This window comes from Klebsiella oxytoca NBRC 105695 (genome assembly GCF_001598695.1).
Lineage (GTDB): Bacteria > Pseudomonadota > Gammaproteobacteria > Enterobacterales > Enterobacteriaceae > Klebsiella > Klebsiella oxytoca.
Window position 1 is genome coordinate 170,646 of record NZ_BCZK01000012.1, and the last position, 21,997, is coordinate 192,642.

At 58.5% G+C, this 21,997-nt stretch carries 26 protein-coding genes; 17 read left to right on the forward strand and 9 right to left on the reverse strand.

The window, feature by feature from the left end; genetic code table 11:
- Positions 1–73: 73 nt before the first annotated feature.
- From KO1_RS20225 to KO1_RS20235, 3 genes are read left to right on the forward strand one after another with little or no spacing between them, the layout of a single operon-like run.
- Positions 74–1,225 (forward strand): double-cubane-cluster-containing anaerobic reductase, encoded by a 1,152-nt coding sequence (locus KO1_RS20225; RefSeq protein WP_004108604.1) that lies wholly within the window; start codon positions 74–76, stop codon positions 1,223–1,225.
- A gap of 8 nt (positions 1,226–1,233) precedes the next feature.
- A complete protein-coding gene (yjiL, locus tag KO1_RS20230) occupies positions 1,234–2,001 on the forward strand; it encodes a putative 2-hydroxyacyl-CoA dehydratase activator YjiL (RefSeq protein WP_004108606.1) in 768 nt (255 codons plus the stop codon).
- Positions 1,998–2,252 carry a putative Se/S carrier protein gene (locus KO1_RS20235; RefSeq protein ID WP_004108608.1) on the forward strand — a complete coding sequence of 85 codons (255 nt, stop codon included), beginning with the start codon at positions 1,998–2,000 and terminating at the stop codon, positions 2,250–2,252. The genes yjiL and KO1_RS20235 overlap by 4 nt, the downstream gene beginning before the upstream one ends.
- A gap of 104 nt (positions 2,253–2,356) precedes the next feature.
- On the opposite strand, the gene KO1_RS20240 is transcribed toward KO1_RS20235, so the two are convergent.
- From KO1_RS20240 to KO1_RS20250, 3 genes are read right to left on the reverse strand one after another with little or no spacing between them, the layout of a single operon-like run.
- On the reverse strand, positions 2,357–3,460 hold the full coding sequence (locus KO1_RS20240; RefSeq protein WP_023320282.1) for a M20 peptidase aminoacylase family protein: 1,104 nt from the start codon (positions 3,458–3,460) through the stop codon (positions 2,357–2,359).
- Between the two features lie 20 nt (positions 3,461–3,480).
- Positions 3,481–3,948: a YjiG family protein gene (locus KO1_RS20245; protein WP_004108612.1), complete on the reverse strand. Its 468-nt coding sequence runs from the start codon at positions 3,946–3,948 to the stop codon at positions 3,481–3,483.
- Complete coding sequence (locus tag KO1_RS20250; RefSeq protein WP_004108614.1) at positions 3,941–4,624, reverse strand: nucleoside recognition domain-containing protein; 684 nt, start codon at positions 4,622–4,624, stop codon at positions 3,941–3,943. The genes KO1_RS20245 and KO1_RS20250 overlap by 8 nt, the downstream gene beginning before the upstream one ends.
- A gap of 310 nt (positions 4,625–4,934) precedes the next feature.
- Between KO1_RS20250 and KO1_RS20255 the strand changes: the two genes are divergently transcribed.
- Positions 4,935–5,849, forward strand: coding sequence for a LysR family transcriptional regulator (locus KO1_RS20255; protein WP_004108616.1), 915 nt, complete (start codon positions 4,935–4,937; stop codon positions 5,847–5,849).
- Positions 5,850–5,851: 2 nt separating this feature from the next.
- Here the strand turns inward: KO1_RS20255 and KO1_RS20260 are convergent, their stop codons facing one another.
- The 4 genes from KO1_RS20260 to KO1_RS27530 form a co-directional block, all read right to left on the reverse strand.
- Positions 5,852–6,916 carry a DUF2955 domain-containing protein gene (locus KO1_RS20260; protein WP_004098265.1) on the reverse strand — a complete coding sequence of 355 codons (1,065 nt, stop codon included), beginning with the start codon at positions 6,914–6,916 and terminating at the stop codon, positions 5,852–5,854.
- Positions 6,906–7,973, reverse strand: coding sequence for an HlyD family secretion protein (locus tag KO1_RS20265; RefSeq protein ID WP_004108624.1), 1,068 nt, complete (start codon positions 7,971–7,973; stop codon positions 6,906–6,908). The genes KO1_RS20260 and KO1_RS20265 overlap by 11 nt, the downstream gene beginning before the upstream one ends.
- A gap of 6 nt (positions 7,974–7,979) precedes the next feature.
- Complete coding sequence (locus KO1_RS20270; protein WP_004108626.1) at positions 7,980–8,444, reverse strand: MarR family winged helix-turn-helix transcriptional regulator; 465 nt, start codon at positions 8,442–8,444, stop codon at positions 7,980–7,982.
- A gap of 215 nt (positions 8,445–8,659) precedes the next feature.
- Complete coding sequence (locus KO1_RS27530) at positions 8,660–8,824, reverse strand: DUF1127 domain-containing protein (protein WP_004108628.1); 165 nt, start codon at positions 8,822–8,824, stop codon at positions 8,660–8,662.
- A gap of 177 nt (positions 8,825–9,001) precedes the next feature.
- Between KO1_RS27530 and KO1_RS20275 the strand changes: the two genes are divergently transcribed.
- From KO1_RS20275 to KO1_RS20285, 3 genes are all read left to right on the forward strand, one after another.
- Positions 9,002–10,426, forward strand: coding sequence for an aminotransferase-like domain-containing protein (locus KO1_RS20275; protein WP_004108631.1), 1,425 nt, complete (start codon positions 9,002–9,004; stop codon positions 10,424–10,426).
- 464 nt (positions 10,427–10,890) lie between these two features.
- Positions 10,891–11,802 carry an acetamidase/formamidase family protein gene (locus KO1_RS20280; RefSeq protein ID WP_017145059.1) on the forward strand — a complete coding sequence of 304 codons (912 nt, stop codon included), beginning with the start codon at positions 10,891–10,893 and terminating at the stop codon, positions 11,800–11,802.
- Entirely contained in the window at positions 11,799–13,142 is a 1,344-nt protein-coding gene (locus tag KO1_RS20285; protein WP_017145060.1) for an APC family permease, read from the forward strand. The genes KO1_RS20280 and KO1_RS20285 overlap by 4 nt, the downstream gene beginning before the upstream one ends.
- A 160-nt stretch (positions 13,143–13,302) precedes the next feature.
- On the opposite strand, the gene KO1_RS20290 is transcribed toward KO1_RS20285, so the two are convergent.
- Positions 13,303–13,746 (reverse strand): FosA family fosfomycin resistance glutathione transferase, encoded by a 444-nt coding sequence (locus KO1_RS20290; RefSeq protein WP_014837312.1) that lies wholly within the window; start codon positions 13,744–13,746, stop codon positions 13,303–13,305.
- Positions 13,740–14,648: a LysR family transcriptional regulator gene (locus tag KO1_RS20295; protein WP_024273681.1), complete on the reverse strand. Its 909-nt coding sequence runs from the start codon at positions 14,646–14,648 to the stop codon at positions 13,740–13,742. Before KO1_RS20295 ends, KO1_RS20290 begins: the two co-directional genes overlap by 7 nt.
- A gap of 87 nt (positions 14,649–14,735) precedes the next feature.
- Here KO1_RS20295 and KO1_RS20300 point away from each other — a divergent pair, with 87 nt between their 5' ends.
- From KO1_RS20300 to KO1_RS20345, 10 genes are all read left to right on the forward strand, one after another.
- Positions 14,736–15,518, forward strand: a complete 783-nt coding sequence (locus KO1_RS20300; RefSeq protein ID WP_004108645.1) for an NAD(P)H-dependent oxidoreductase — start codon at positions 14,736–14,738, stop codon at positions 15,516–15,518.
- A gap of 147 nt (positions 15,519–15,665) precedes the next feature.
- A complete protein-coding gene (locus KO1_RS20305) occupies positions 15,666–16,250 on the forward strand; it encodes a TetR/AcrR family transcriptional regulator (RefSeq protein WP_049095040.1) in 585 nt (194 codons plus the stop codon).
- 17 nt (positions 16,251–16,267) lie between these two features.
- Complete coding sequence (locus KO1_RS20310; protein ID WP_004110280.1) at positions 16,268–17,068, forward strand: winged helix-turn-helix domain-containing protein; 801 nt, start codon at positions 16,268–16,270, stop codon at positions 17,066–17,068.
- Entirely contained in the window at positions 17,065–17,583 is a 519-nt protein-coding gene (locus tag KO1_RS20315) for a FidL-like protein (protein WP_004108661.1), read from the forward strand. Before KO1_RS20310 ends, KO1_RS20315 begins: the two co-directional genes overlap by 4 nt.
- Before the next feature lie 405 nt (positions 17,584–17,988).
- Positions 17,989–18,267 (forward strand): BMC domain-containing protein, encoded by a 279-nt coding sequence (locus KO1_RS20320; protein ID WP_004098239.1) that lies wholly within the window; start codon positions 17,989–17,991, stop codon positions 18,265–18,267.
- A 17-nt stretch (positions 18,268–18,284) separates the two neighbouring features.
- Positions 18,285–18,569 (forward strand): BMC domain-containing protein, encoded by a 285-nt coding sequence (locus KO1_RS20325; protein ID WP_004108664.1) that lies wholly within the window; start codon positions 18,285–18,287, stop codon positions 18,567–18,569.
- Positions 18,570–18,584: 15 nt separating this feature from the next.
- The gene (locus KO1_RS20330; protein WP_002442217.1) at positions 18,585–18,863 is read left to right on the forward strand and encodes a BMC domain-containing protein; all 279 of its coding nucleotides are present in this window, start codon (positions 18,585–18,587) and stop codon (positions 18,861–18,863) included.
- Between the two features lie 53 nt (positions 18,864–18,916).
- Positions 18,917–20,521, forward strand: a complete 1,605-nt coding sequence (locus KO1_RS20335) for an acetaldehyde dehydrogenase (acetylating) (protein ID WP_023320275.1) — start codon at positions 18,917–18,919, stop codon at positions 20,519–20,521.
- Between the two features lie 26 nt (positions 20,522–20,547).
- Positions 20,548–20,805, forward strand: a complete 258-nt coding sequence (locus tag KO1_RS20340) for a EutN/CcmL family microcompartment protein (RefSeq protein ID WP_023320274.1) — start codon at positions 20,548–20,550, stop codon at positions 20,803–20,805.
- Positions 20,806–20,820: 15 nt separating this feature from the next.
- Positions 20,821–21,975: a 1-propanol dehydrogenase PduQ gene (locus KO1_RS20345; protein ID WP_024273680.1), complete on the forward strand. Its 1,155-nt coding sequence runs from the start codon at positions 20,821–20,823 to the stop codon at positions 21,973–21,975.
- Positions 21,976–21,997 lie beyond the last annotated feature (22 nt).

The following is a 21,997-nucleotide window of genomic DNA, read 5'->3' on the forward strand; positions in this document are numbered from 1 at the left end:
AATAAATACCCATACAAAATGTGGCTATAATGCGACCTCTTTCATCATCTCCCGTGTACGGGGAAGGAAAATCATGTCGCTTATCACCGATCTACCCGCCATTTTTGACCACTTCTCTTCAGCCCGCCAGCAGGGTTTCCTCACGGTCATGGAGCTTAAAGAGCAAAATATTCCGCTGGTTGGCACCTACTGCACCTTTATGCCGCAGGAGATCCCGTTGGCCGCGGGCGCGGTGGTGGTGTCGCTGTGTTCCACCTCCGACGAGACGATTGAAGAGGCCGAAAAGGATCTGCCGCGCAACCTCTGTCCGCTGATAAAAAGCAGCTACGGTTTTGGCAAGACCGACAAATGCCCCTACTTCTACTTTTCCGACCTCGTGGTGGGCGAAACCACCTGCGATGGCAAAAAGAAAATGTATGAATACATGGCTGAATTCAAAGCCGTACATGTGATGCAGCTGCCGAACAGCGCCAGCGATGATGCCTCGCGAGCGCTGTGGAAAGCGGAAATCCTGCGCCTGCAAAAGGCGGTGGAAGATCGCTTTGGTACGCCGATCACCGAAGCCGCCCTGCGCGACGCGATTATCCTCAAGAACCGCGAAAGGCGGGCGCTGGCGAACTTTTATCGCGTCGGCCAGCTCAATCCGCCCGCGCTCAGCGGTAGCGATATTTTAAAAGTGGTCTACGGTGCGACCTTTCGCTTCGATAAAGCGGCGCTAATCGATGAACTCAACGGCATGGCCGATCGGGTGCGTCTGCAGTGGCAAGAGGGGAAACGGCTGGAGGCGCGGCCGCGTATTCTGATCACCGGCTGCCCAATCGGCGGGGCGGCGGAAAAAGTGGTGAAGGCCATTGAAGACAACGGCGGCTGGGTGGTCGGTTTTGAAAACTGCACCGGCGCGAAAGCCACCGAGCGCTGCGTGGAGGAGACTGGCGACGTTTACGACGCCCTGACCGATAAGTATCTCGCTATCGGCTGCTCCTGCATCTCGCCGAACGACCAGCGCCTGGATCTGCTCAGCCAGATGGTGGACGAGTATCAGGCAGACGGCGTGGTGGATGTTATTTTGCAGGCCTGCCATACCTATGCGGTGGAATCGCTGGCGATAAAACGCCACGTGCGCCAGCAGCACAACATCCCCTACATCGCCATTGAGACCGACTATTCGACGGCGGATATCGGTCAGCTCAGCACCCGCGTGGCGGCCTTCATTGAGATGCTTTAGGAGCGCGCGTGACAGTTACCGTAGGGATTGATTCCGGATCGACCGCCACCAAAGGCATCCTGCTCGACGACGGCGTGATTCAGCGCCGCTTTCTCTGCCCGACGCCGTTTCGCCCCGCCGACGCCATCGTTGAGGCGTGGGAAACGCTCCGCGCTGGGCTAAGCGAGCCCCCCTTTTTAACCTTAACCGGCTACGGACGCCAGCTGGTGGATTTCGCCGATAAGCAGGTCACCGAGATCTCGTGCCACGGACTCGGCGCACGCCTGCTGGCCCCGCAGACTCGCACGGTCATCGATATCGGCGGCCAGGACAGTAAGGTTATCCAGCTGGACGAGGCGGGTAATCTGACTGATTTCCTGATGAATGATAAATGCGCGGCGGGCACCGGGCGCTTCCTGGAGGTGATTTCGCGTACGCTGGGGGCCAGCGTCGAGCAGCTCGACAGCATCACCGATGGTATTGAGCCCCATGCGATTACCAGCATGTGTACGGTATTTGCCGAATCGGAGGTCATTAGCCTGCGTTCGGCCGGGGTGCCGCCGGAGGCGATCCTCGCCGGGGTGATCAACGCCATGGCCCGACGCAGCGCCAATTTTATCGGCCGTCTGTCGGCACAGGGCCCGCTGCTGTTTACCGGCGGCGTCAGCCACTGCGCGTCCTTCGCGCGGAGGCTGGAGGGGCACGTGGGTATGGAGGTACAGACGCATCCCGACGCACAGTTTGCCGGGGCGATCGGCGCGGCGCTGATCGGTTTACGTCAGAGGAGCCGCCGGTGACGGAATATCTGTTTTTATTTCACTCAACGGTGGGGGTGGTGCGAATGCGCAAAGCCCTGCAGGCGGCGGGCATGACCTTCCGGGTGAAGGACATTCCGCGCCAGCTGCGCGGCGGCTGCGGGCTTTGCATCTATCTGAGCTGTGAGCCGGGCGAAGAGCAGAGGTGGATTCTCCCCGGCCAGACGGAAGCTCTGTTTCGCGTGGCCGGGGATGATTATCAGCTGCTGGCTCAGTTTCCGCAGCAGGCGTAACCAGGGCGTGAATCATCGCCCGGCGGCGTACAGCGAGCGCAATCACCGTTTGTATGCCGGGTACCGCCCGGCGTGAAACGAGCGCAAGGTCGGGATTTATCCTCTCATCCCAGCAGCTGGCGAATGCAGGATTTAAACACCCGCACGCCATCCGCCAGCGCGGCGCGATCGAAGTGCATCTCCGGATGATGCAGCCCCGGCAGCAGGTCGCAGCCCAGCCCCCAGAACCCGCCCTTCACCTGTGGACGCAGGCGCAGGTAGTGGAAAAAGTCCTCGCTGCCCGGCGTACTCTTCGCTGCCGTTAAGCCGGCTTCGCCAAACGTTTCCCGAATCGCCTGGCTGACGATAGCCGTGGCCTGTTCATCGATAATCGCGGCAGGCATCTCCTTGACGATCTGGATATCGACGGTGGCGCCGTAAGCGGCCGCGCTACTCTCTATCGCCCGTACCACCCGCTCTTTCAGCATCGCCATACCGTCATTTTCCGCGCTACGCAGATCCCAGCACACGTGCGCTTTCGCCGGCACCGAGTTGGTTACCCCCGCATCGCACAGGAAGCGAGTCGCTTTTGCGCTCCAGGTCAGCGAAGGCGCCAGATGAATGCCGTTTACCGCCTGCACCGCGTGCGACGCGGCATCCAGCGCGTTAACGCCCAGATGAGGCCGGGCGGCATGCGCGGCTTTGCCGTGAAAGTCGGCCATCACCGTCGCCGAGGCGGAGTAGTACATCGCCGGCGCCGCCTTGCCCTTCGGACACTCCTCCAGCGGCCTGAGGTGGAAGCCGAACAGCATCTCCACGTCGTCCAGCACACCCGCTTCCGTCAGCGCGATCGCCCCTGTACCCAGCTCTTCGGCAGGCTGAAAGAGTATTTTCAGCTTCCCGCGTTTTACCAGCCCCTCGGCGAGGATCTCTTCCGCGGCGGTCAACACCACCGAAGAGTGTCCGTCATGGCCACAGGTATGGCGAGCCTCCAGATGGCCATCAATCATATGGCCCAGCGCATCCATATCCGCCCGCAGCGCCACGACCGGCCCCGGCTTACCGCTATCCAGCAGCGCAACAATACCGGTGGTACCGCCGACGTTGCGTTGCACCTGAAACCCCGCGGCTTCTAATGCATCGCCGATGTATGCCGACGTTTTGTACTCCTCAAAGCCCAGTTCAGGAATTTGGTGCAGATAATTGAAATGCTCTAAAGTTCGCGACACGTTTGACTCCTTGCCTTCTATTATGCAATCACGCGCATGACCAGCATGGCGATGACGGCATTGATAATGCTCACCGCCATCAGCAGCGGCCAATATTTTTTCGGGACATCCGCCACGCCGAGCAGGCGCCCCATGTACTGAAGCTGCGACCCCATAAGGAAAATCGCCGGGATCAGAATCGTGATATCCGCCACGTTGAGGGTGCCTTTGCTCAACAGGCTCACCGCCACGCCGGTTCCCGCCGAGGCGGAAAGCCAGGAGGTCAGCAGCACGGTAATCGCTTCGCCCGGCAGGCCGAACAGGCCCATCAGCGGCGCGCAGACGTGGCCGATTATCTGCATCACGCCGAGCAAATTCAGCATCTCGGCGATCACGTAAGCCATTAATACATTCGGCATCAGATTGTTGATGGCGATATTAAATCCTTTACGCGCGCCGATAACGAAAATATCGAACGGGTTACTGGAGACTTTTGCCGAATTATTCATTTTCAAAATCGCCTTTATAAGCAGTATTCAGTACCAGACGGGTGATTGCCGCGCCGACGAATTTCAGCACAAACATTAATAGCAGCGGAATAATGATAGGAATGGTTAACGAAGCGAAAAGCGCTGAACCAATCGAGAAATAGTTATTTATCAGACCGGCGCCGGAATATTGCCAGGCCCCCATAATGACCAGATCCTTACGGTTTATTTTCTTGCTGTCATACAGCTCTTTGGTTAGCGCAGCACCAGCATCGGTACTCTGTAAATCGGTAATCAGCGCCAGTCCGGTATAACCCGGGATCCCGAGCAGCGGGCGCAGCAGCGGCGTCAGCAGTTTGTGCGCGGCGCGAATCGCGCCGTAATGGGTAAATATCTCCAGCAGCCCCAGCGCCAGCATCACCGTGGGCACCAGCGATAGCGCAAACAGAAAACCGGCCTTGGCGCTGATGCCGCCGCTGCCGATAAAGGTGTTGGTTTCCGGCGTTTTCATGGTGCCGAACGCACCGCCGAGAGTGGTAAAGTCAAATGCCCCCAGCCAGGCCATCCCCTCCACTTTAAACAGCAGCCCGGAGAAAACTAATAATACGATGACCAGTGAAATCCAGGCCCCGGGCCCGACTTTCCACTCATTTGTCGTTTCGTCGGAGGAACATTCCAACGTTTTATTTTCACTCATACCCTGTCCTCACATAATGAAATGTTAGTGCGATTGTTTGCAATTTGAAATTATGTCAATTTATTGTTATTCAAATTTATTATTTCGGCTGATAAGCTTTTCCATATTCCCTCAGTCAGTACCATCACGATTTCTTATTCTTCGACTTCCTGAGCCTTGCAAACTTAATAGCAAGCCGGGAATAAGCGATGAGATTTTTCCTCCCTGCCAGTTTTTGTCCGAATTACGATTATCTATAACTCGTCGGGATGATAAATACCTGTGAAAGGGTGTTATTGTTGACCTGAGGTCAACAAAGGAGTGAGAAACGATGTTGCATGAGAGGCCTATGAGCTATCTGTATGAAGTCGGGATTCAGGGAGGCATTCGCCGGGCCGCCGATATGCTGGGGATTAATCCGTCAGTCATCAGCCGCCAGATAGCGCAGCTGGAACGGGCGCTGGAGCTACCTCTGCTGGAGCGGCAGGGACGAAACGTGGTGCTCACCGAAGCAGGGCGTCTGCTGGCGGAGGACTACTACGAAAGCCGTCAGCGCCGGGAAAAGCTGGAAAGTCACCTGAAGGATTTACGCCATATGCGCGGCGGGACTATCTCGGTGAGGATTGGCGGCGGGCTGGTCACCACCTTTATTGAATCAGTGATGAGCACCTTTTCTCAGTCCTGGCCTAACGTGTTCGTGGATATTATTGTCGGCAGCATGCAGGAGATGCTCAACGATATCGCCAGCGGCGAAGCGGATATGGCGGTCGCCTTCGGCCCCATCGGCAACCCTGAGCTTAAACGCCACAGCTTTCAGTGGGGCCCCATCTGCGCGGTGGTCTCTCCTGAGCATCCCATCGCTGCCCTGCCCGCCGTCACTATCGATGAGCTCACACACTATCGCCTGATCGCGCTCACCGACAGCTTTGGCCTGCAGCGCCATATGAACGCCATGTTTAAAACTGCAGGACGGCAGTTTCACCCGGCCTATCGCTGCAACCTCTTTTCGACCGCCATGAGCCTGAGCCAGGCGGGATTAGGCGTCTCTTTTATGACCGCATACGCCGCCCGGGAGGCGATCGCCCACGGTATTCTGCGGGCGGTTCCTATCGACCATCCTATTGCCAGCAGCGCCCAGTGCCATCTGCTACGCAACTCCGATCGCCGCTTTTCCCCGGCGGCGCATCATATGTGGCGGCTGTTGCATAACGCTTTTCGCGATGCGCAGCGGGCGCTGGCGGCCTGAGCTTATTCGGTCACCACGAACCGGGTTGGCGCAAAGCAGTTCAGCAGCCGATGCATAAGAAAGACCATGGTCAGCGTAACGATCAGCGCCACGGTCACGGAGGTAATGCGGTACAGATCGCTGAACACCAGGTCCTGGTCCGGATGCAGGTTCTGGCCGAACATGATGCCAATAGTGGTGATGCTGGCGAAGCCAACGCCTGCCCCCACCTTCTCCATCACGTGCAGCCGGGCGCTAAACGCCAGCCCCAGCCCAATCAACGGCATCATCAGCACCATATGGTTGCTGAAGTCGTAGATAATCAGCTGCACCACCAGGATATAAAGGCAGGCCAGCACCACCCCCACCACGCGCCAGATCGAGCTGATCACCGCGCCGCGATAGTGCATCGGGAACAGAATTAAGATGCCCGCCATCAGCGCCGACAGCGAGTCGCTCAGATCGCAGACCTGAAAAATCACAAAGATCATCGTCGCCACGCTGCCGGAAAGCAGCGATTCGTGGCGGATACGCGCGGCATCTTTTTCAATGCGCGGCGGCGGCTTGCGCGGTTCAACGTCCGGGATGAAGTAGTTCAGCAGCGCGCTGAGCGCCACCGCCATCACGCAGGCCTCCATATTGGAGAACATCAGCGTGTGCCAGTTGCTGGTGGGATAGCTCATAAAGTTGAGCATCGTGCTTTGACACACCACGCCCATCGACCCCAGCAGAAACAGCGGCCCCTGGCTCATAAAGCGAAAGCGCATCACGTACAGGCCAAACACCACCAGCGTCATGATGACCGGCCACTGCGATAAATAGCCGACGATTAACACCATTTCGACGCAGTTCACCGCCGCACTGAACACAAACTGCCGCGCCACGTGGCGGTTAAACACCGGCACCAGCGACAGCAGCATCAGCGGATAAACCACGAAGAAGACGCCGTACTGCACGTCATAGAAAGTTGATATGCTCAGCGCGATAGTACCGGCCACGGCGATACGCAAGGTCTGGCGAAAATCGTTCGCCGTGTAGACGATGTTGCCGTGCGGGGTGAAGACCCGCGCCAGGGTATTAATAGACATAGTGCAGGAAGCTCACCAGATGGATCTGCGCGCCGGCGAAGGTACGGGCGAACGGGCCATCGCTGTTATAGAGCTGTACCGTGGCGCGGGCGCCGGTGGGCAGCGGCTTATCCAGCGGCTCGTCCAGAGCGACGTGAATGCGCATGCGCTGCGCGTCGCGCACCCAGCGGGTGGATTGCTCCGGCTGCGATAGCTGGCCGTTAACTTCTTCTTGTCCAGCCAGAATACCGGCATCGCTGCTGGTGACGTGCGCCGGGAAGACTTTGCCCGGCAGCGCATCGAACACCACCGCGGCATCGGTATTCACGCCGGTGTGGCGCAGGCTCTTCTCGCGGAAATCGGCGACGATATCGGTCTGATTGCTCACCAGCGCCAGCAGCGGCGTGGCGGCGGTGGCGTACAGACCAGGGTTAAGCTGCAGGTTGCTCACCATCCCGTCAGTCTCCGCGCGGACCTTCGTCCAGCCGAGGTTAAGCTGCGCCTCTTCCAGCGCGTTGCGGTACTTCTGCAGCGTGACGTTGCGCCCATCGTCGCGCTCGCCGCGCTGGATCAGCAGATTGTGGATACTAGCGTTGAGCGCGCTGACCGACTGTTCGCTGGTCTGCCAGGTGGTGCGCACTTTATCCAGATCCGACTGGGAAACGTTCTGCATGGTGCTCAGACGCTGATAGCGATCGAACGTGACCTTATCGTTGCGCGCGGTGTACTGGGCGGTACGAAGGTTGGCGCGGGCAGAAGCGATCTGCGCGTCCAGCTGCTGGTTACTGAGTTTCGCCTGTTCAAGCGCGATCTGCGCCGCTTCCACTTTATTGATAAACGGCGTTGGATCCAGTTCATAGAGCAGATCGCCCTTCTTCACCTGGCTGTTGTTATGCACATAGACATGGGAGACATAGCCGGAGACGCGCGACGAGACCGGCGTGACCACGCGCATCACGGTGGAATCCGGCGTGAGCGGGATCCAGATATCGGCAACGATAAACCAGGCGAATATGACCAGGAAGGCGGCAATACTCACCCTTACCCAGCGGGCAAATTTCTGTTCAGGGGTCATCATAGTGTTTTAGATCTTGTTATCTTCTTCGCGGATAGTCCGCAGATTGCAGGCGATTTGATTTAACGTGGCGCTAAAGGCGGCGAGCTGCGCTTCAGGGAGGGTTTCGGTGACGCGCTGTTGATAGGCCTCAATCACGCGGTTCAGCTTCTCCAGAATAGCGCGGCCTTCCGTCGTCAGCGTCAGCAGGCGTATGCGTTTGTCATAAGGCGATGTTGAACGCAGCAGATAGCCCTGCTTTTCCAGCTGCGTGAGGGTGCGCATCAGCGGCGGCAGTTCAATGCCCTGCACCTCCGCCAGCTCGCTGACCGAGACGTTATCCCCCAGTTGGTGCAGCTGCATCAGCACCGTCCAGCTTGACTGGGTCAGGCCGGTGTCGGTGATGGCAGAATCAATAATCGCGCGCCACTGGCGCACCACCATCGCCATGCGCATGCCCATCGGGCGGCGGGCAAACAGGTCGTCTTCGGTCATTTTACTTTCCTCACTTAGCTGTGAAGAAAATAATACTTATCACGATAAGTATCAAGAAACGAAGAGTGGATAAGCATGAATTGATAAATTATGTGAATGTATCATCCCCGGTCGCGCTCACGCTTACCGGGGCTACAGCTCTGCGCGGTATGGTAGCCCGGACAGGCGCGTCAAGCGCCGCCTCCGGGAAAATGCCGGGTAAAAAATCGCACTTTTTAATTGATCTGATCCCGACGCAGCCCGACATCTTTTAGCTGTTCGTCGCTCATACGCTGCAATGTTCTGCGCGTTTGCTCACGAAGCCACCACTTTTTGAACGCCCGCGCCAGAAATACGAAGCCGATAAACGGCTGTCTTGCCCGATTTTCGTGAAATTCCATCCTCTACCTCCTCACCTTGCCAGAGGCTTTATCTTCACGGATCCGCGGCCAAACAATACAGATTCACAAAATACTTTTCTTTAACATACAGATTCGCTAAAACGTACAGCAGACCTCACTTTTACCGCCAATCTGTACTGGTTTATTGATCTGTATGGCGACGATCAAGGATACAGCATGACCCGCTATCAACATCTGGCCAGCCTGCTGGCAGAACGCATCGAACAGGGGCTGTATCGCCCCGGCGAAAAGCTGCCGTCGGTGCGCAGCCTGAGCCAGGAGCACGGCGTCAGCATCAGCACCGTTCAGCAAGCCTACCAGACGCTGGAACAGCAGCAGCTGATCGTACCGCAGCCGCGTTCCGGCTATTTTGTAGCCCCGCGTAAAGCACAGCCGCCGGTGCCGCCGATGTCGCGGCCGGTCCAGCGCCCGGTAGAGATCACTCAGTGGGATCAGGTGCTGACCATGCTCGACGCCCGCCACGATAAATCGATTATCCCCTTCGGCGGCGGCTCGCCGGACGTCACCCAGCCAAGCCTGAAGCCTATCTGGCGCGAGCTGAGCCGGGCAATTCAGCACAACCTTAGCGAAGTTCTGAACTACGACGAGCTGGCCGGGCGTCGCGAGCTGCGCGAACAGATCGCCCGCCTGATGCTCGACGGCGGATCGGTGGTCACCGCCAACGATCTGGTACTTACCAGCGGCTGCCACAGCGCGCTGTCGCTGGCGCTGCTGTCGGTGTGTCAGCCCGGCGATATCGTCGCCGTCGAATCCCCTTGCTACTACGGCACCATGCAGATGCTGCGCGGATTAGGGCTAAAAACCATCGAGATCCCCACCGATCCGGAAACCGGGATCAGCATCGAGGCGTTAGAGCTGGCGCTGGAGCAGTGGCCGATCAAAGGGGTGATCCTGGTCCCCAACTGCAATAATCCGCTGGGATTTATCATGCCGGATGCCCGCAAGCGGGCGGCGCTGTGCCTCGCCCAGCGCCACGATATCGTTATCTTTGAGGATGATATCTACGGCGAGCTGGCAACCGAATACCCGCGCCCTCGCACGATCCATTCCTGGGATATCGACGGCCGGGTGATGCTCTGCAGTTCGTTTACCAAAACCATCGCTCCCGGCCTGCGCATCGGCTGGATTGCCCCCGGCCGTTATTACGATCGCCTGCTGCAGATGAAATATGCCGCCAGCGGTACCAACGTCCCCTCCACCCAACTGGCGGCCTGTAACTTTATTCGCGAAGGCCACTATCACCGCCACGTGCGAAGAATGCGGCAGATCTACCAGCGCAATATGGAGATCTACACCTGCTGGCTGCGGGAGTTTTTCCCCTGCGGGATCTGCGTTACCCGCCCGAAAGGCGGCTTTATGCTGTGGGTCGAGCTGCCGGAGCAGGTGGACATGGTCTGCGTCGCGAAGCAGCTGTGCCGGCTGAAAATCCAGGTCGCGCCGGGATCGCTGTTTTCCGCATCCGGGAAATACCGCAACTGCTTAAGGATCAACTGCGCTCTGCCGCCGATAGATAAACATAAAGAGGTGATGGTGCAGCTGGGCATGGCGGTGAAGGTGGCGATGGAGTGGGCGCCGGAGTGAGGTTATAGGCTGGTCCCGGTGGCGCTGCGTATGACCGGGCTACAGGTTCACCGCCGCCTACGGGCCTGTAGCCCGCTCGGGTGCGCCAGCACCGCCTCCGGTTTTCCCTCTTTGAGAGCCCAAATCCCTTGGTATTATCATCAATGCTCCCCCGGCATATTGCGCTAAATGACCAGCACGTAAATTTTCGCAGAGTAATCTGCTATATAAACGATTAATATCAGTAAATAATGAAAAAATGACAACCAGTAATAAAACATTGAACAGCCAAACAACTTAATAACCAGCATATAAAAATATTAGAATAAAATATTTAACCGCATGATTCATCAGCAAATATATATCATTTATTTTTGAAAAACCTGACCAGATTGCCTTCCTGTAATAATCCCGATAAATTCACTCCTTCCCCCTGCGGGAAACTCTAAATATAAAAACGCGACAATATAACCGGGATGAATGTCATGAAAATAACCAAAGACCAGGTGGTCTACGCCATGTCGCGCGATAACGCTCCTGTCGCTACCGTCAGCAGCGGAAGCGAAGTGCTGTTTGAAACGTGCGACTGCTTCTCCGACCAAATCACCTCCGCCGATGCCGTGTTCAACGAACTGGACTGGCAGCGTATCAACCCGGCGACCGGGCCGGTCTACGTCGAGGGCGCCGAGCCGGGTGATGCGCTCAAGGTCACCATCAAGCGCATTACCCTGACGAGCAATCAGGCGGTGATGGTCACCGCACCGCAGCTCGGAGTGATTGGCGATGAGCTTGATGCCCCGAAGGTCACCATTGTCCCGATTGAAAACGACCATGCCGTGCTGCCCGGCAACGTGCGCGTCCCGCTCAACCCGATGGTCGGCGTGATCGGCGTCGCGCCTGCCGGGGAAGCCATCTCCTGCGGCACACCGGATAGCCACGGCGGCAATATGGACTGCAAAATGATTACCGCCGACAGCACCCTATGGCTGCCGGTCAACGTTCCCGGCGCGCTGTTCGGGCTGGGGGATTTACACGCCGCGATGGGCGATGGCGAAGTTTCGGTTTGCGGTCTGGAAATCCCCGGCGAAGTGCTGGTCGAACTGACGGTGGTTAAAAACCGTCGCCTGCCGCTGCCGATGCTCGAAAACAGCGAGACCCTGTTTACCCTCGCTTCGGCACAGACGCTTGATGATGCCGCCGCCCTGGCCACCCGTAATATGGCGCATTTTATCGCCGACAATACCTCCCTGACGCTGGCTGAAGCGATCAGTATTCTGAGCATCGCCGGCGACCTGCAAATCTGTCAGGTGGTCGATCCGCTGAAAACCTGTCGCTATGCCTTACCGAAATCAGTGGCTGAACAGCTCTCCCTGAGCGTCGAAGGGGAGCATGCATGAGCGTTGAACAATTTGGCTATAAGCAGGAGCTGCATCGGGCGCTGACGTTCCGCGATCTGCTGGTCTACGGCATGATATTTATGGTGCCCATCGCGCCGTTTGGCGTCTTTGGCTACGTCTGGGACGGCGCGCAGGGCATGGTGGCGCTGGCTTATCTCATCGGTATGGTGGCGATGTTCTTTACCGCCATGAGCTACTGGTCGATGTCGCGCGCGTTCCCGGTCTCCGGATCGGTATACGCGTATGCCCAGCGCGGTATTCATCCGATTGTCGGCTTTTTTGCTGGCTGGCTGATCCTGCTGGACTATATTCTGGTGCCCTCGCTGCTCTATATCGTCAGCGCGGCGGCGCTGGCGCCTATGCTGCCTGGCGTGCCGGGCTGGCTGTGGATTGTCGGCTTTATTGCGATTAACAGCCTGATTAACCTGCGCGGCATTACCTTTACCGCGCGCGCCAATAACACGATTCTGATCGCGGAGATCGTGGTGCTGTCGGTGTTCGTCGTTCTCGGGCTGATTGCGCTCTACTCCGGCGCCGGGGCGGGCCATCTGACCCTCGACCCGCTCTATAACGCCGATAAGTTCAGCCTGCCGCTGGTGATGGGCGCGGTCTCCATCGCCGTGCTCTCGTTCCTCGGCTTCGACGGGATCTCCACGCTGTCCGAGGAAACGAAAGGCGGCGTGGATACCGTGGGTAAGGCGTCGCTGGGCGCGCTGATGCTGGTCGGTTCGCTGTTTATCCTGCAAACGTGGATTGCCGCCGATCTGGCGCAGGGCATGACGTTTAGCAGCCTCGATACCGCCTTCTACGATACCGCGAATCTGGCGGGCGGCGGCTGGCTGAAGTATGTCACCATGTGGTCGACGGTGATCTCCTGGGGGATTGCCAACGCCCTGGTGGCGCAGGCCGCCGTGTCGCGCATTCTGTTTGCGATGGCGCGCGACAAGCAGCTGCCGCAGCTGCTGGCAAAAGTGCACCCGCGGCTGAAAACGCCTTACGTTAGCACCCTGTTTGTGGCGCTGATTTCGCTGGCTTCCGGCCTCTGGTTCTACGGCGATATCGATAACCTCAGCCGTCTGGTGAACTTCGGCGCGCTGATGGGCTTCCTGGTGTTGCATATTGCGGTCATCAACCACTATCTGATCCGCAATAAGTCACGCAATCTGGTGATGCACCTGCTGTTCCCGGTGATTGGCCTGTGCATTATCGGCTTTGTGATTTATGAGATGGACGTGCAGGCCAAGGTGCTTGGGCTGAGCTGGCTGGCGGTTGGCGTGGTCTATTACCTGCTGATGCGCCTGGTGCTCAAGCGCAATGTGGAACTGAAGCTGGAAGGCTAGCGCGATTTATCTCCCCGGCTCGCGCTGCGCTTAGCCGGGCTACGGGTTCCCGGCCGTCTGCGAGCCGGTAGCCCGGACAAGGCGCGTCAGCGCCGCCTCCGGGGAAACAACGCGCAATACAGCCTCCACTTTTCCCCGGCTCACGCTGCGCTTAGCCGGGCTACGGGTTCCCGGCCGCCTGTTCGTCCTCGCCAAAAAACACCATACCTTTATAGGGCTGCTTCCGGCACGCCGCCAGGCGCTGGGCGAGATTGCCAACATGCAGCTCCAGCTTGTGGCCGTCCGGGTCGAGGAAATAGTGCGACGCGCCTTCGCTTTTATTGGTTTTCCAAACCGGAACGCCAGCCGCATTCAGGCGCCCGGCAAAAAGCGCGAAATCCGCCTCCGCAATGCTGAACGCGTAGTGGGTGTAGTCGCTCTCCTCCGGCGAAATGACGCGCCGCTGCGGGTCCAGCGACAGGCACAGCCAGAGGTCGCCGCAGGAGAAATACGCGCCGTTATCCCAGCGGGCGCGCAGCGTCATCCCCGGCAGCTGCTGATAAAACGCCACGCTCGGCGCCAGCTGGCTAACCGCCAGGGTCAGATGATTTAATCCGCTTAACATGACTTTTCCTCTAATGACGTTACGATTTGCTGGCGCAGCCACCGGTGCGCCGGATCGCGGTGCCAGCGCTCGTGCCACAGCATCAGCATCTCAAACCCGGCGACCGCCAGCGGCGGTTCGACCACCGTCAGACCCGCAGCTCCGCTCACCAGCCGCTCCGGCAGCACCGCCACCAGCTCGCTATTGCGCAGCGTCTCCAGCATAAACAGGAAATGTGGCACGGAAAGGACAACTCGCCGCGCCAGACCGAGATTCGCCAGCGCGCTATCGGTCGCGGCGCTGAATCCTCCGCCGTCCGGCGAGACAATCACCTGTTCCAGTTGGCAGAACTGCGCCAGAGTTAACGCCGACTGCAGCGCCGGGTGCCCGGCCCGCCCGGCAAGCACGTAGCGTTCGTGGAACAACAAACGCTGATGCAGCGCGGGCGGTGCACCATCGCGCGTGTGAAAAAACAGATCCACTTCGTCGCGATCCGCCTGCTGAACCAGCCGCGAAGGCTGCAGCTCAAACAGCGCCAGACGGCTGGCCGGAGAGGCGATGCGCAGCGCGTTGAGCGCCGGCAGCAAAATCGCCGACGCCATATAGTCGGTCGCCGCCACCCGCCAGGTCTGCGCCGCCGTGGCCGGGTCAAAAGGCTGAACCGGCGCCACCGCCAGCTCCAGCGCCAGCAGCGCATCGCGCAGCGGCCCGCGCAGTTCATCGGCGCGGGCGGTGGGCTGCATTCCGCGTGGCCCCGGCAGCAGCAGCGGGTCGGCGAAAATTTCCCGCAGTCTCGCCAGTTGGACGCTAACCGACGGCTGCGACAGGTTGAGGCGCTGCGCCGCCCGGGTGACGTTATTTTCGCTAAGCAGGACGTGAAGCGTGCGTAGCAGATTGAGATCCAGACGCTGGAGATTAACCATGACTATACCTGTCATTAAAGTAATTCATTTCTACTATAGCGCCGCCAACTCTACTCTGCAGCTCTCCCTTATGCTGAGATGATTTCAATGAAAATATTACTGGTTTACGCCCATCCTGAACCGCGTTCGCTTAACGGCGCGCTGAAAGATTTTACCGTGCAACATCTACAAAACGCCGGTCACGACGTGCAGGTGTCCGATCTCTACGCCATGCGCTGGAAGGCGGGATTTGATGCCGACGACAGCAGCGCCCCGCCGGTGGGTGCAAGCTGGCGGGCGACGCGAGATTCGCAATATGCCTTCGCTCACGGCACGCAGAGCGCGGATATCGTGGGCGAACAGGAGAAGCTGCTGTGGGCCGATACGGTGATTTTCCAGTTCCCGCTGTGGTGGTTTTCACTGCCCGCCATCATGAAAGGCTGGATTGATCGGGTTTACGCTTACGGGTTTGCCTACGGCGTCGGCGAGCATAGCGATACGCACTGGGGCGATCGCTACGGCGAAGGCACGTTCGCGGGTAAACGGGCGATGCTGGTCGTTACCGCCGGCGGATGGGCGGAGCACTATGCTCCGCGTGGAATTAACGGGTCTATCGACGACATTCTGTTCCCCATTCAGCACGGGATGCTGTTCTATCCCGGATTTGAGGTGCTGCCGCCGGTGGTGTTCTACCGCACCGACAAACTCGATGAACAGCGCTTCGCCATCCTGCGCGAGGAGCTGGCCCGGCGGCTGGATACCCTCTCCGAAACGCCGCCCATTCCCTTCCGTCGGCAGAATCACGGCGACTATCTGATCCCCTCTCTGAACCTGCGTCCGGAGCTGGCGCCTGGAGAAAATGGCCTCGCTATCCACGTGAAGCCTATGTGAATCTCGGTGGGTGATATTCGCGGCGCGGCGAATATCACCACAATTCATAAGGTGAACTGTGAGCCTCCACGCAATAACGGCATCACGCCCCGCTACGCCCCTTCGCATATTGATAGCGATCAAGAATAATCATACCGTCTGGTCGGTATGATTCGGGCCATGAATATAGAAGCCCAACATCGTAAAAAAGATCCTGTCCGCCTGCATAAGCAGCTGCTGGAATCCGCAGCCACTATCGCCGGTCGGGACGGTATCGCCTCGCTGTCGCTGAACGCCGTCGCGCGTGAAGCGGGCGTCAGCAAAGGCGGCTTACTGCACCATTTCCCCAACAAGCAGGCGCTGATTTTCGCTCTCTTTGCCCGTCTGCTGGCGATTATGGAAGAAGCGATTTCAGAGCTTATGGCCGCGGATAACGTCTCTTATGGCCGATTTACCCGCGCCTATCTGCGCTATCTGTCGGCGCCGGAACTCACGGACACCCAGGAGAGCCGCCAGCTGATGGTGCTGTCGCTGGCCATGCCGGATGAACCGGTGCTGCGAAAATGCTGGCGCGACTGGATGCTGGACCATCTGGCGAAAGGGGATGAACTGGACAATAGCCATACCGGCACGCTGGTGCGCTATGCGGCGGACGGCATCTGGCTATCGGAATTAACCGAGGGGCGCACCATGAGCCCCAGGCACCGGCAGTCGCTGGTCAGCGATTTGACGAAGATGACGCTTCCTGCGTGAAGCATGTTGAGGCCACGATGCGCTATAACATCCATGGCCGTCTTATTTATGATGCAATGGACGGCACGCTAACGTTACCGGGAAGCGATGAGGCGGACAGCCAGCTGTCCATCACCGCCAACGCGCTGCTGTGGTTCTTCCTGCGCCACACCGAGGTGGTCAGCCGCGACGAAGTGCTTAAAAAAGTCTGGGATGACAATGGGTTAACCTCATCCAACAGCAATCTCAATCAATATCTGAGCATGCTGCGCAAAACCTTTCGCCACTACGATATCGACAACATTATCGTCACCGTATCGCGCGGATTGCTGCAGCTCAATCCGGACCTCGCTATCGAGATGCTCGACGCCAGCCCGGAGCCGGAACCGGCGCCTGCGGCAGAAGCTGAGCCAGATCTGGCCACCGCCCCGGCAGAACAGAAGACCGTTTCCAGTCGCCACGCGCGCGGCACCTGCTGGTATCTGGCCGGCGGCTGCCTGCTCACCATCGCCCTGCTGCTGGTGGTCTGCAGTTTTCTCGGCGGCAGCACAGCGCACCCCATTACCCTGACGCAAATACGCCACAGCCAGTGCGAACTGCTGGCCAGCGATGAGATGCTGCGATCCGTTGCCGAAAGCGCCTACGGCAAGAATTTTGATGCTGTACGCCAGCGCCTGAAGCTGGAGTGCAAGCCCGGCGAACGCTTCGTCTTCTTCTATGGCGACCGGCTGGAAACCAACGGTCTGGGCCGGGTGTTCCTCGCCCACTGCGCGATGCATGAAGATAACCCGTTCAGCTACTGCGATAACTATTTTTATTATTCATGGAAGCCGCAATGAGAATCGCCCCGCGCCCCTTTTTCGCCCTCTCCAGCCTGGTGTTTATTGCCGCCGCCGGGTTCTGCGCCTGGAAGCTGCTGCCGGTCGAAAACGGCGGGGTAATGAGCTGTTCGACAAAAGCGATTATGCGCTTTGAGAACATGGAGAAGGAGAACGTTAACGGCAATATCCATTTCAACTTTGCCGCCAACGGCAAAGGGTCGATGGTCGTTGAAGGCTACACCGATTCCGCCGCCGGCTGGCTTTACCTCCAGCGCTACGTCAAATTCAGCTACACCAGCAAGCGCATCTCCACCACCGAGCGCCACTATCGCATCAGCAAGTGGGAATCCAGCGCCTCGTCCATCGATGAGTCGCCGGACGTGATCTTCGACTACTTTATGCGCGAGATGTCCGACAGCCACGATGGCCTGTTCCTGAACGCACAGAAGCTCAATGAGAAAGCCATTCTTCTCAGCTCTATCAACTCCCCGCTCTACGTCTGCACGCTGAAGTCCGGCAGCAAGCTTGACTAAGCTCACACCCGCTTTTCCTTCCTCGCTTTCCCGTTAGTAAAACCGCACGTTTTGCATTTAGCCTGCCGAAGAAAACACGATCCTCCCCACACTTAGCATGGGAATAAATTACCCCCGATCTGCAATAAATTAGCAACTTATTAACATCAATCCGCCTCAGGCTAAATGGTGGAAAAAGCGCCACAATCGTCACTCAATCCGCCCTGCCATCGCAGCACAAATGCATAAATAAGCGCCTTAACCAATCTAAATCACAGAGTAAAAGACTAAAAATACCACGTCAGCAGATTTAAATTTCACTTCATTCGCCATTCCCTATAGTGAACCCCGAACGCCGCATCCGCGTCCTGACGCCGTTACGCGGTCGGTTTTCCGAATCACAAAACCTGTTCTGGAGGAGAAACCATGGGTGATGCATTAGGGCTTATCGAAACCAAAGGTCTGGTGGCCTGCATTGAAGCCGCGGATGCGATGTGTAAAGCCGCCAACGTCGAGCTGATTAGCTATGAAAACATCGGCTCGGGGCTGGTGACCGTCATGGTGAAGGGCGACGTCGGCGCAGTGAAAGCGGCTGTGGATTCCGGCGTGGAATCCGCGCAGCGCATCGGTGAAGTGGTGACCTCGCTGGTTATCGCTCGTCCGCATAACGACATCAACAAAATCGTCATTAAACACAAGGCCTGATGGCCAGGAGAACGCAAATGGGTGATGCATTAGGTCTGATCGAAACCAAAGGTCTGGTGGCCTGTATCGAAGCGGCGGATGCCATGTGTAAAGCCGCCAACGTTGAACTGATTGGCTATGAAAACGTCGGCTCCGGCCTCGTCACCGCGATGGTGAAGGGCGACGTCGGCGCGGTGAAAGCGGCGGTGGATTCCGGCGTCGAATCCGCGCAGCGCATCGGCGAAGTGGTGACTTCTCTGGTTATCGCCCGCCCGCATAACGACATCAACAAAATCGTCTCGCATTACAAAATCATAGATTAACCGGAGAAAAACCTGATGAAAGAAGCGCTAGGGCTTATCGAAACCAAAGGTCTGGTGGCCTGTATTGAAGCGGCGGATGCGATGTGCAAAGCCGCTAACGTTGAGCTGATTGGCTATGAAAACGTCGGCTCCGGCCTGGTCACCGCGATGGTGAAGGGCGACGTCGGCGCGGTGAATGCCGCGGTAGATTCCGGCGTGGAAGCGGCAAAACGCATCGGCGAAGTCGTCACCTCTCGCGTCATCGCGCGTCCGCATAACGACATCGAAAAAATCGCGGCGCAGCACAAAGCATGACCTGACAGGGCGCGCCCCGTCTCCACTCTTTTAGTCTGATGAAGGATAGACTCATGATTGAACTGGATAACGATTTGCAGTCCCGGCAGAACGCCCGGGAACTGGTGCGCAATGCCAAAAAGGCGCAGGCGATTCTGGCCACCTTTTCGCAGCAGCAAATCGACGCCATCGTGAAGAACGTGGCCCAGGAAGCAGCGCATCATGCCGAAGCGCTGGCGAAAATGGCCGCGGAAGAAACCGGTTTTGGCAACTGGCAGGACAAAGTGCTGAAGAACCGCTTCGCCTCGCTGCGCGTCTACGACGCCATCAAAGATATGAAGACCGTCGGCATCATTCATGACGATCCGCTACAAAAAGTGATGGACGTGGGCGTGCCGCTGGGGGTGATTTGTGCGCTGGTACCGTCGACCAACCCGACCTCCACGGTCATCTACAAAACGCTGATTGCCCTGAAGGCCGGCAACGCGATTATCTTCTCCCCGCATCCCGGCGCCCGCCAGTGCAGCTGGAAAGCGATTGAAATCGTGAAGCGCGCGGCGGAAGCGGCAGGGGCGCCTGCCGGTAGCGTCGACGCCATTAGCCAACTGACCCTCGAAGCCACCTCAGAGCTGATGCACAGCAAAGACGTGTCGCTGATCCTGGCGACCGGCGGCGAAGGCATGGTGCGCGCCGCCTACGCGTCCGGCACGCCGACCATTAGCGGCGGTCCGGGTAACGGCCCGGCGTTTATCGAACGCAGCGCCGATATCCCCCACGCAGTGAAAGATATCATCACCAGTAAAACCTTCGATAACGGCGTGATCTGCGCCTCCGAGCAGTCGATTATCGTCGAACGCTGCATCTACGACGAAGTGCATCGCGAACTGGAAGCGCAGGGCGCGTACTTCATGAACGAAAACGAAGCGGCGAAAATGGCGGCCCTGCTGCTGCGTCCTAACGGCACCATCAACCCTAAAGTGGTGGGTAAAACCGCGCTCTATCTGAGCCAGATGGCCGGTTTCTGCGTCCCGGCCAGCACCCGAGTGCTGATTGCCGAGCAGACCACGGTATCGCATACCAACCCCTACTCGCGGGAAAAGCTGTGCCCGGTACTCGGCTTGTACGTCGAAGAGGACTGGAAAGCCGCCTGTCACCGCGTCGTGGAACTGTTGACCAACGAAGGCCTCGGCCACACGCTGGTGATCCACACCCGCAATCAGGACGTCATCCGCCAGTTCTGCCTGGAAAAACCGGTTAACCGCATTCTGATCAACACCCCGGCGGCGCTGGGTGGCATCGGCGCGACCACCAATATCACTCCGGCCCTGACCCTCGGCTGCGGCGCAGTCGGCGGCGGCTCCAGCTCAGATAACGTCGGACCGATGAACCTGCTCAACATCCGCAAAGTGGGCTACGGCGTTCGCTCCATCGATGAACTGCGCGCGCCGGGTAGCCGCCCGGAACCGCAGCCGACCATCGTCAGCCCGGCGTCCGGCCCGAACCGCAGCATCTTCGACGATGAACGTTTTAACGCCCCAGCGACCGCCGCCACCGCAGCCCACCCGGCCAGCGCCGACGATCGCTTTGCGACTGCCGCCGCCGTCGGCGCGGACAGCGAGATTAATGAGCAAAACGTGGAACGCGTCATCCGCCAGGTGCTGGAACGCCTTGGTAAGTAACACATTGATATAAGGCGATAAAAACAATGATTCTCGCAAAGGTAGTCGGACATGTCGTCGCCACGCAGAAGTGCGATGAGCTAAGGGGCAGCAACCTGCTGCTGATCGTCAAATTAGATGATGACCAGCAGCCGATGAAAGACCAGACCTGGGTTGCCGTTGATAGCGTCGGCGCCGGTATGCACGACATCGTGCTGGCCGAAGAGTACCTGGCGCTCAACAAAGAGCACTACAAGGCCATGTCGGTGGTCGCCATTGTCGAGAACGTGTTTCGGGACGCTTAAGGAGTCAATAACCCAATGAGTGAATTTTTGCTGAAACCCCGGATTCGCTTTGGTCAGGATGCGCTTGCCATCCTGAACGAGCTGCCCGCCCGCAACGTGCTGCTGGTCACCGACCAGGCGATGGTTAAGTTTGGCCTCGCCGATCGCGTCACGCAGATCCTCCATGCGCGCGGCATCGCTTTCCAGGTCTGGGACGACGTGGTGGCCGACCCGGATATCGCCACCGTGGTGCGCGGTATGAAGCGGATGGATACCAGCTATCCGGATCTGGTTATCGCGCTGGGCGGCGGTTCGGTGATTGATGCAGCCAAAGCGGTTATTTTCGCCCTGGCGCAAACCCGTCCGGACGCTCACCGCGAGCCGCCCTGCTTTGTGGCGATCCCCACCACCAGCGGCACCGGCTCTGAAGTCACCGCCTTTTCAGTGGTAAAAGCCCACGCCGAGAAGCTGGTACTGGTGGACCCGTCGCTGCTGCCGGATATCGCCATTCTTGACCCGGCGCTGGTTGCCTCGGTGCCGCCGGCGATCACCGCCGATACCGGGATGGACGTGCTGTGTCACGCGCTGGAAGCCTATGTCTCCCGCGCCGCCAGCGACTTTTCCGATGCGCTGGCGGAGAAAGTGGTGCAGCAGGTATTTCGCTTTCTGCCGACCTGCTGGCGCAACGGTGGCGATCTGCTGGCGCGGGAAAAGATGCACAACGCTTCCTGCATGGCGGGCATGGCCTTCACCAACGCCTCGCTGGGCATTACCCACAGCCTTGCCCACGCGCTCGGCGGCGTGTTTCGTGTCCCCCACGGTCGCGCCAACGCCCTGCTGATGGCGGACGTGGTGGCCTGGAACGCCGATTATCACGGGCTGTGCGATACCGATGCCGCCCGCAAATATGCCCGATTAGCCCATCTGCTGGATCTGCCTGCGGCCACTACCCGCCAGGGCGTCGCCAGTCTGCTGGTCGCCATTCAGGCGCTTAAAGACGAAATGAGCATGCCGGCCGGCATCCGCGATACTGGCGTCCTTGCAGACGAGTTTGAACAACGGCTGGCGGAGATGGTCGGCCAGGCGTTACGCGACAGCTGTACCCCGACGAACCCACGCGCGCCGGATGCTCACGCACTGACCGAACTCTATCGCCGGGCATGGACCGGCAACGCCGTTCAGGGCCACTGATAACAAGATTTGGAGAACCTTA

Bases quoted from the DNA above. Each gene is read 5' to 3' on its own strand.
- KO1_RS20225 (WP_004108604.1), top strand. From the start codon at position 74: ATGTCGCTTATCACCGATCTACCCGCCATTTTTGACCACTTCTCTTCA.
- KO1_RS20245 (WP_004108612.1), bottom strand. From the start codon at position 3,948: ATGAATAATTCGGCAAAAGTCTCCAGTAACCCGTTCGATATTTTCGTT.
- KO1_RS20250 (WP_004108614.1), bottom strand. From the start codon at position 4,624: ATGAGTGAAAATAAAACGTTGGAATGTTCCTCCGACGAAACGACAAAT.
- KO1_RS20255 (WP_004108616.1), top strand. From the start codon at position 4,935: ATGTTGCATGAGAGGCCTATGAGCTATCTGTATGAAGTCGGGATTCAG.
- KO1_RS20260 (WP_004098265.1), bottom strand. From the start codon at position 6,916: ATGTCTATTAATACCCTGGCGCGGGTCTTCACCCCGCACGGCAACATC.
- KO1_RS20265 (WP_004108624.1), bottom strand. From the start codon at position 7,973: ATGATGACCCCTGAACAGAAATTTGCCCGCTGGGTAAGGGTGAGTATT.
- KO1_RS20270 (WP_004108626.1), bottom strand. From the start codon at position 8,444: ATGACCGAAGACGACCTGTTTGCCCGCCGCCCGATGGGCATGCGCATG.
- KO1_RS27530 (WP_004108628.1), bottom strand. From the start codon at position 8,824: ATGGAATTTCACGAAAATCGGGCAAGACAGCCGTTTATCGGCTTCGTA.
- KO1_RS20275 (WP_004108631.1), top strand. From the start codon at position 9,002: ATGACCCGCTATCAACATCTGGCCAGCCTGCTGGCAGAACGCATCGAA.
- KO1_RS20280 (WP_017145059.1), top strand. From the start codon at position 10,891: ATGAAAATAACCAAAGACCAGGTGGTCTACGCCATGTCGCGCGATAAC.
- KO1_RS20285 (WP_017145060.1), top strand. From the start codon at position 11,799: ATGAGCGTTGAACAATTTGGCTATAAGCAGGAGCTGCATCGGGCGCTG.
- KO1_RS20290 (WP_014837312.1), bottom strand. From the start codon at position 13,746: ATGTTAAGCGGATTAAATCATCTGACCCTGGCGGTTAGCCAGCTGGCG.
- KO1_RS20295 (WP_024273681.1), bottom strand. From the start codon at position 14,648: ATGGTTAATCTCCAGCGTCTGGATCTCAATCTGCTACGCACGCTTCAC.
- KO1_RS20300 (WP_004108645.1), top strand. From the start codon at position 14,736: ATGAAAATATTACTGGTTTACGCCCATCCTGAACCGCGTTCGCTTAAC.
- KO1_RS20305 (WP_049095040.1), top strand. From the start codon at position 15,666: ATGATTCGGGCCATGAATATAGAAGCCCAACATCGTAAAAAAGATCCT.
- KO1_RS20310 (WP_004110280.1), top strand. From the start codon at position 16,268: ATGCGCTATAACATCCATGGCCGTCTTATTTATGATGCAATGGACGGC.
- KO1_RS20315 (WP_004108661.1), top strand. From the start codon at position 17,065: ATGAGAATCGCCCCGCGCCCCTTTTTCGCCCTCTCCAGCCTGGTGTTT.
- KO1_RS20320 (WP_004098239.1), top strand. From the start codon at position 17,989: ATGGGTGATGCATTAGGGCTTATCGAAACCAAAGGTCTGGTGGCCTGC.
- KO1_RS20325 (WP_004108664.1), top strand. From the start codon at position 18,285: ATGGGTGATGCATTAGGTCTGATCGAAACCAAAGGTCTGGTGGCCTGT.
- KO1_RS20330 (WP_002442217.1), top strand. From the start codon at position 18,585: ATGAAAGAAGCGCTAGGGCTTATCGAAACCAAAGGTCTGGTGGCCTGT.
- KO1_RS20335 (WP_023320275.1), top strand. From the start codon at position 18,917: ATGATTGAACTGGATAACGATTTGCAGTCCCGGCAGAACGCCCGGGAA.
- KO1_RS20340 (WP_023320274.1), top strand. From the start codon at position 20,548: ATGATTCTCGCAAAGGTAGTCGGACATGTCGTCGCCACGCAGAAGTGC.
- KO1_RS20345 (WP_024273680.1), top strand. From the start codon at position 20,821: ATGAGTGAATTTTTGCTGAAACCCCGGATTCGCTTTGGTCAGGATGCG.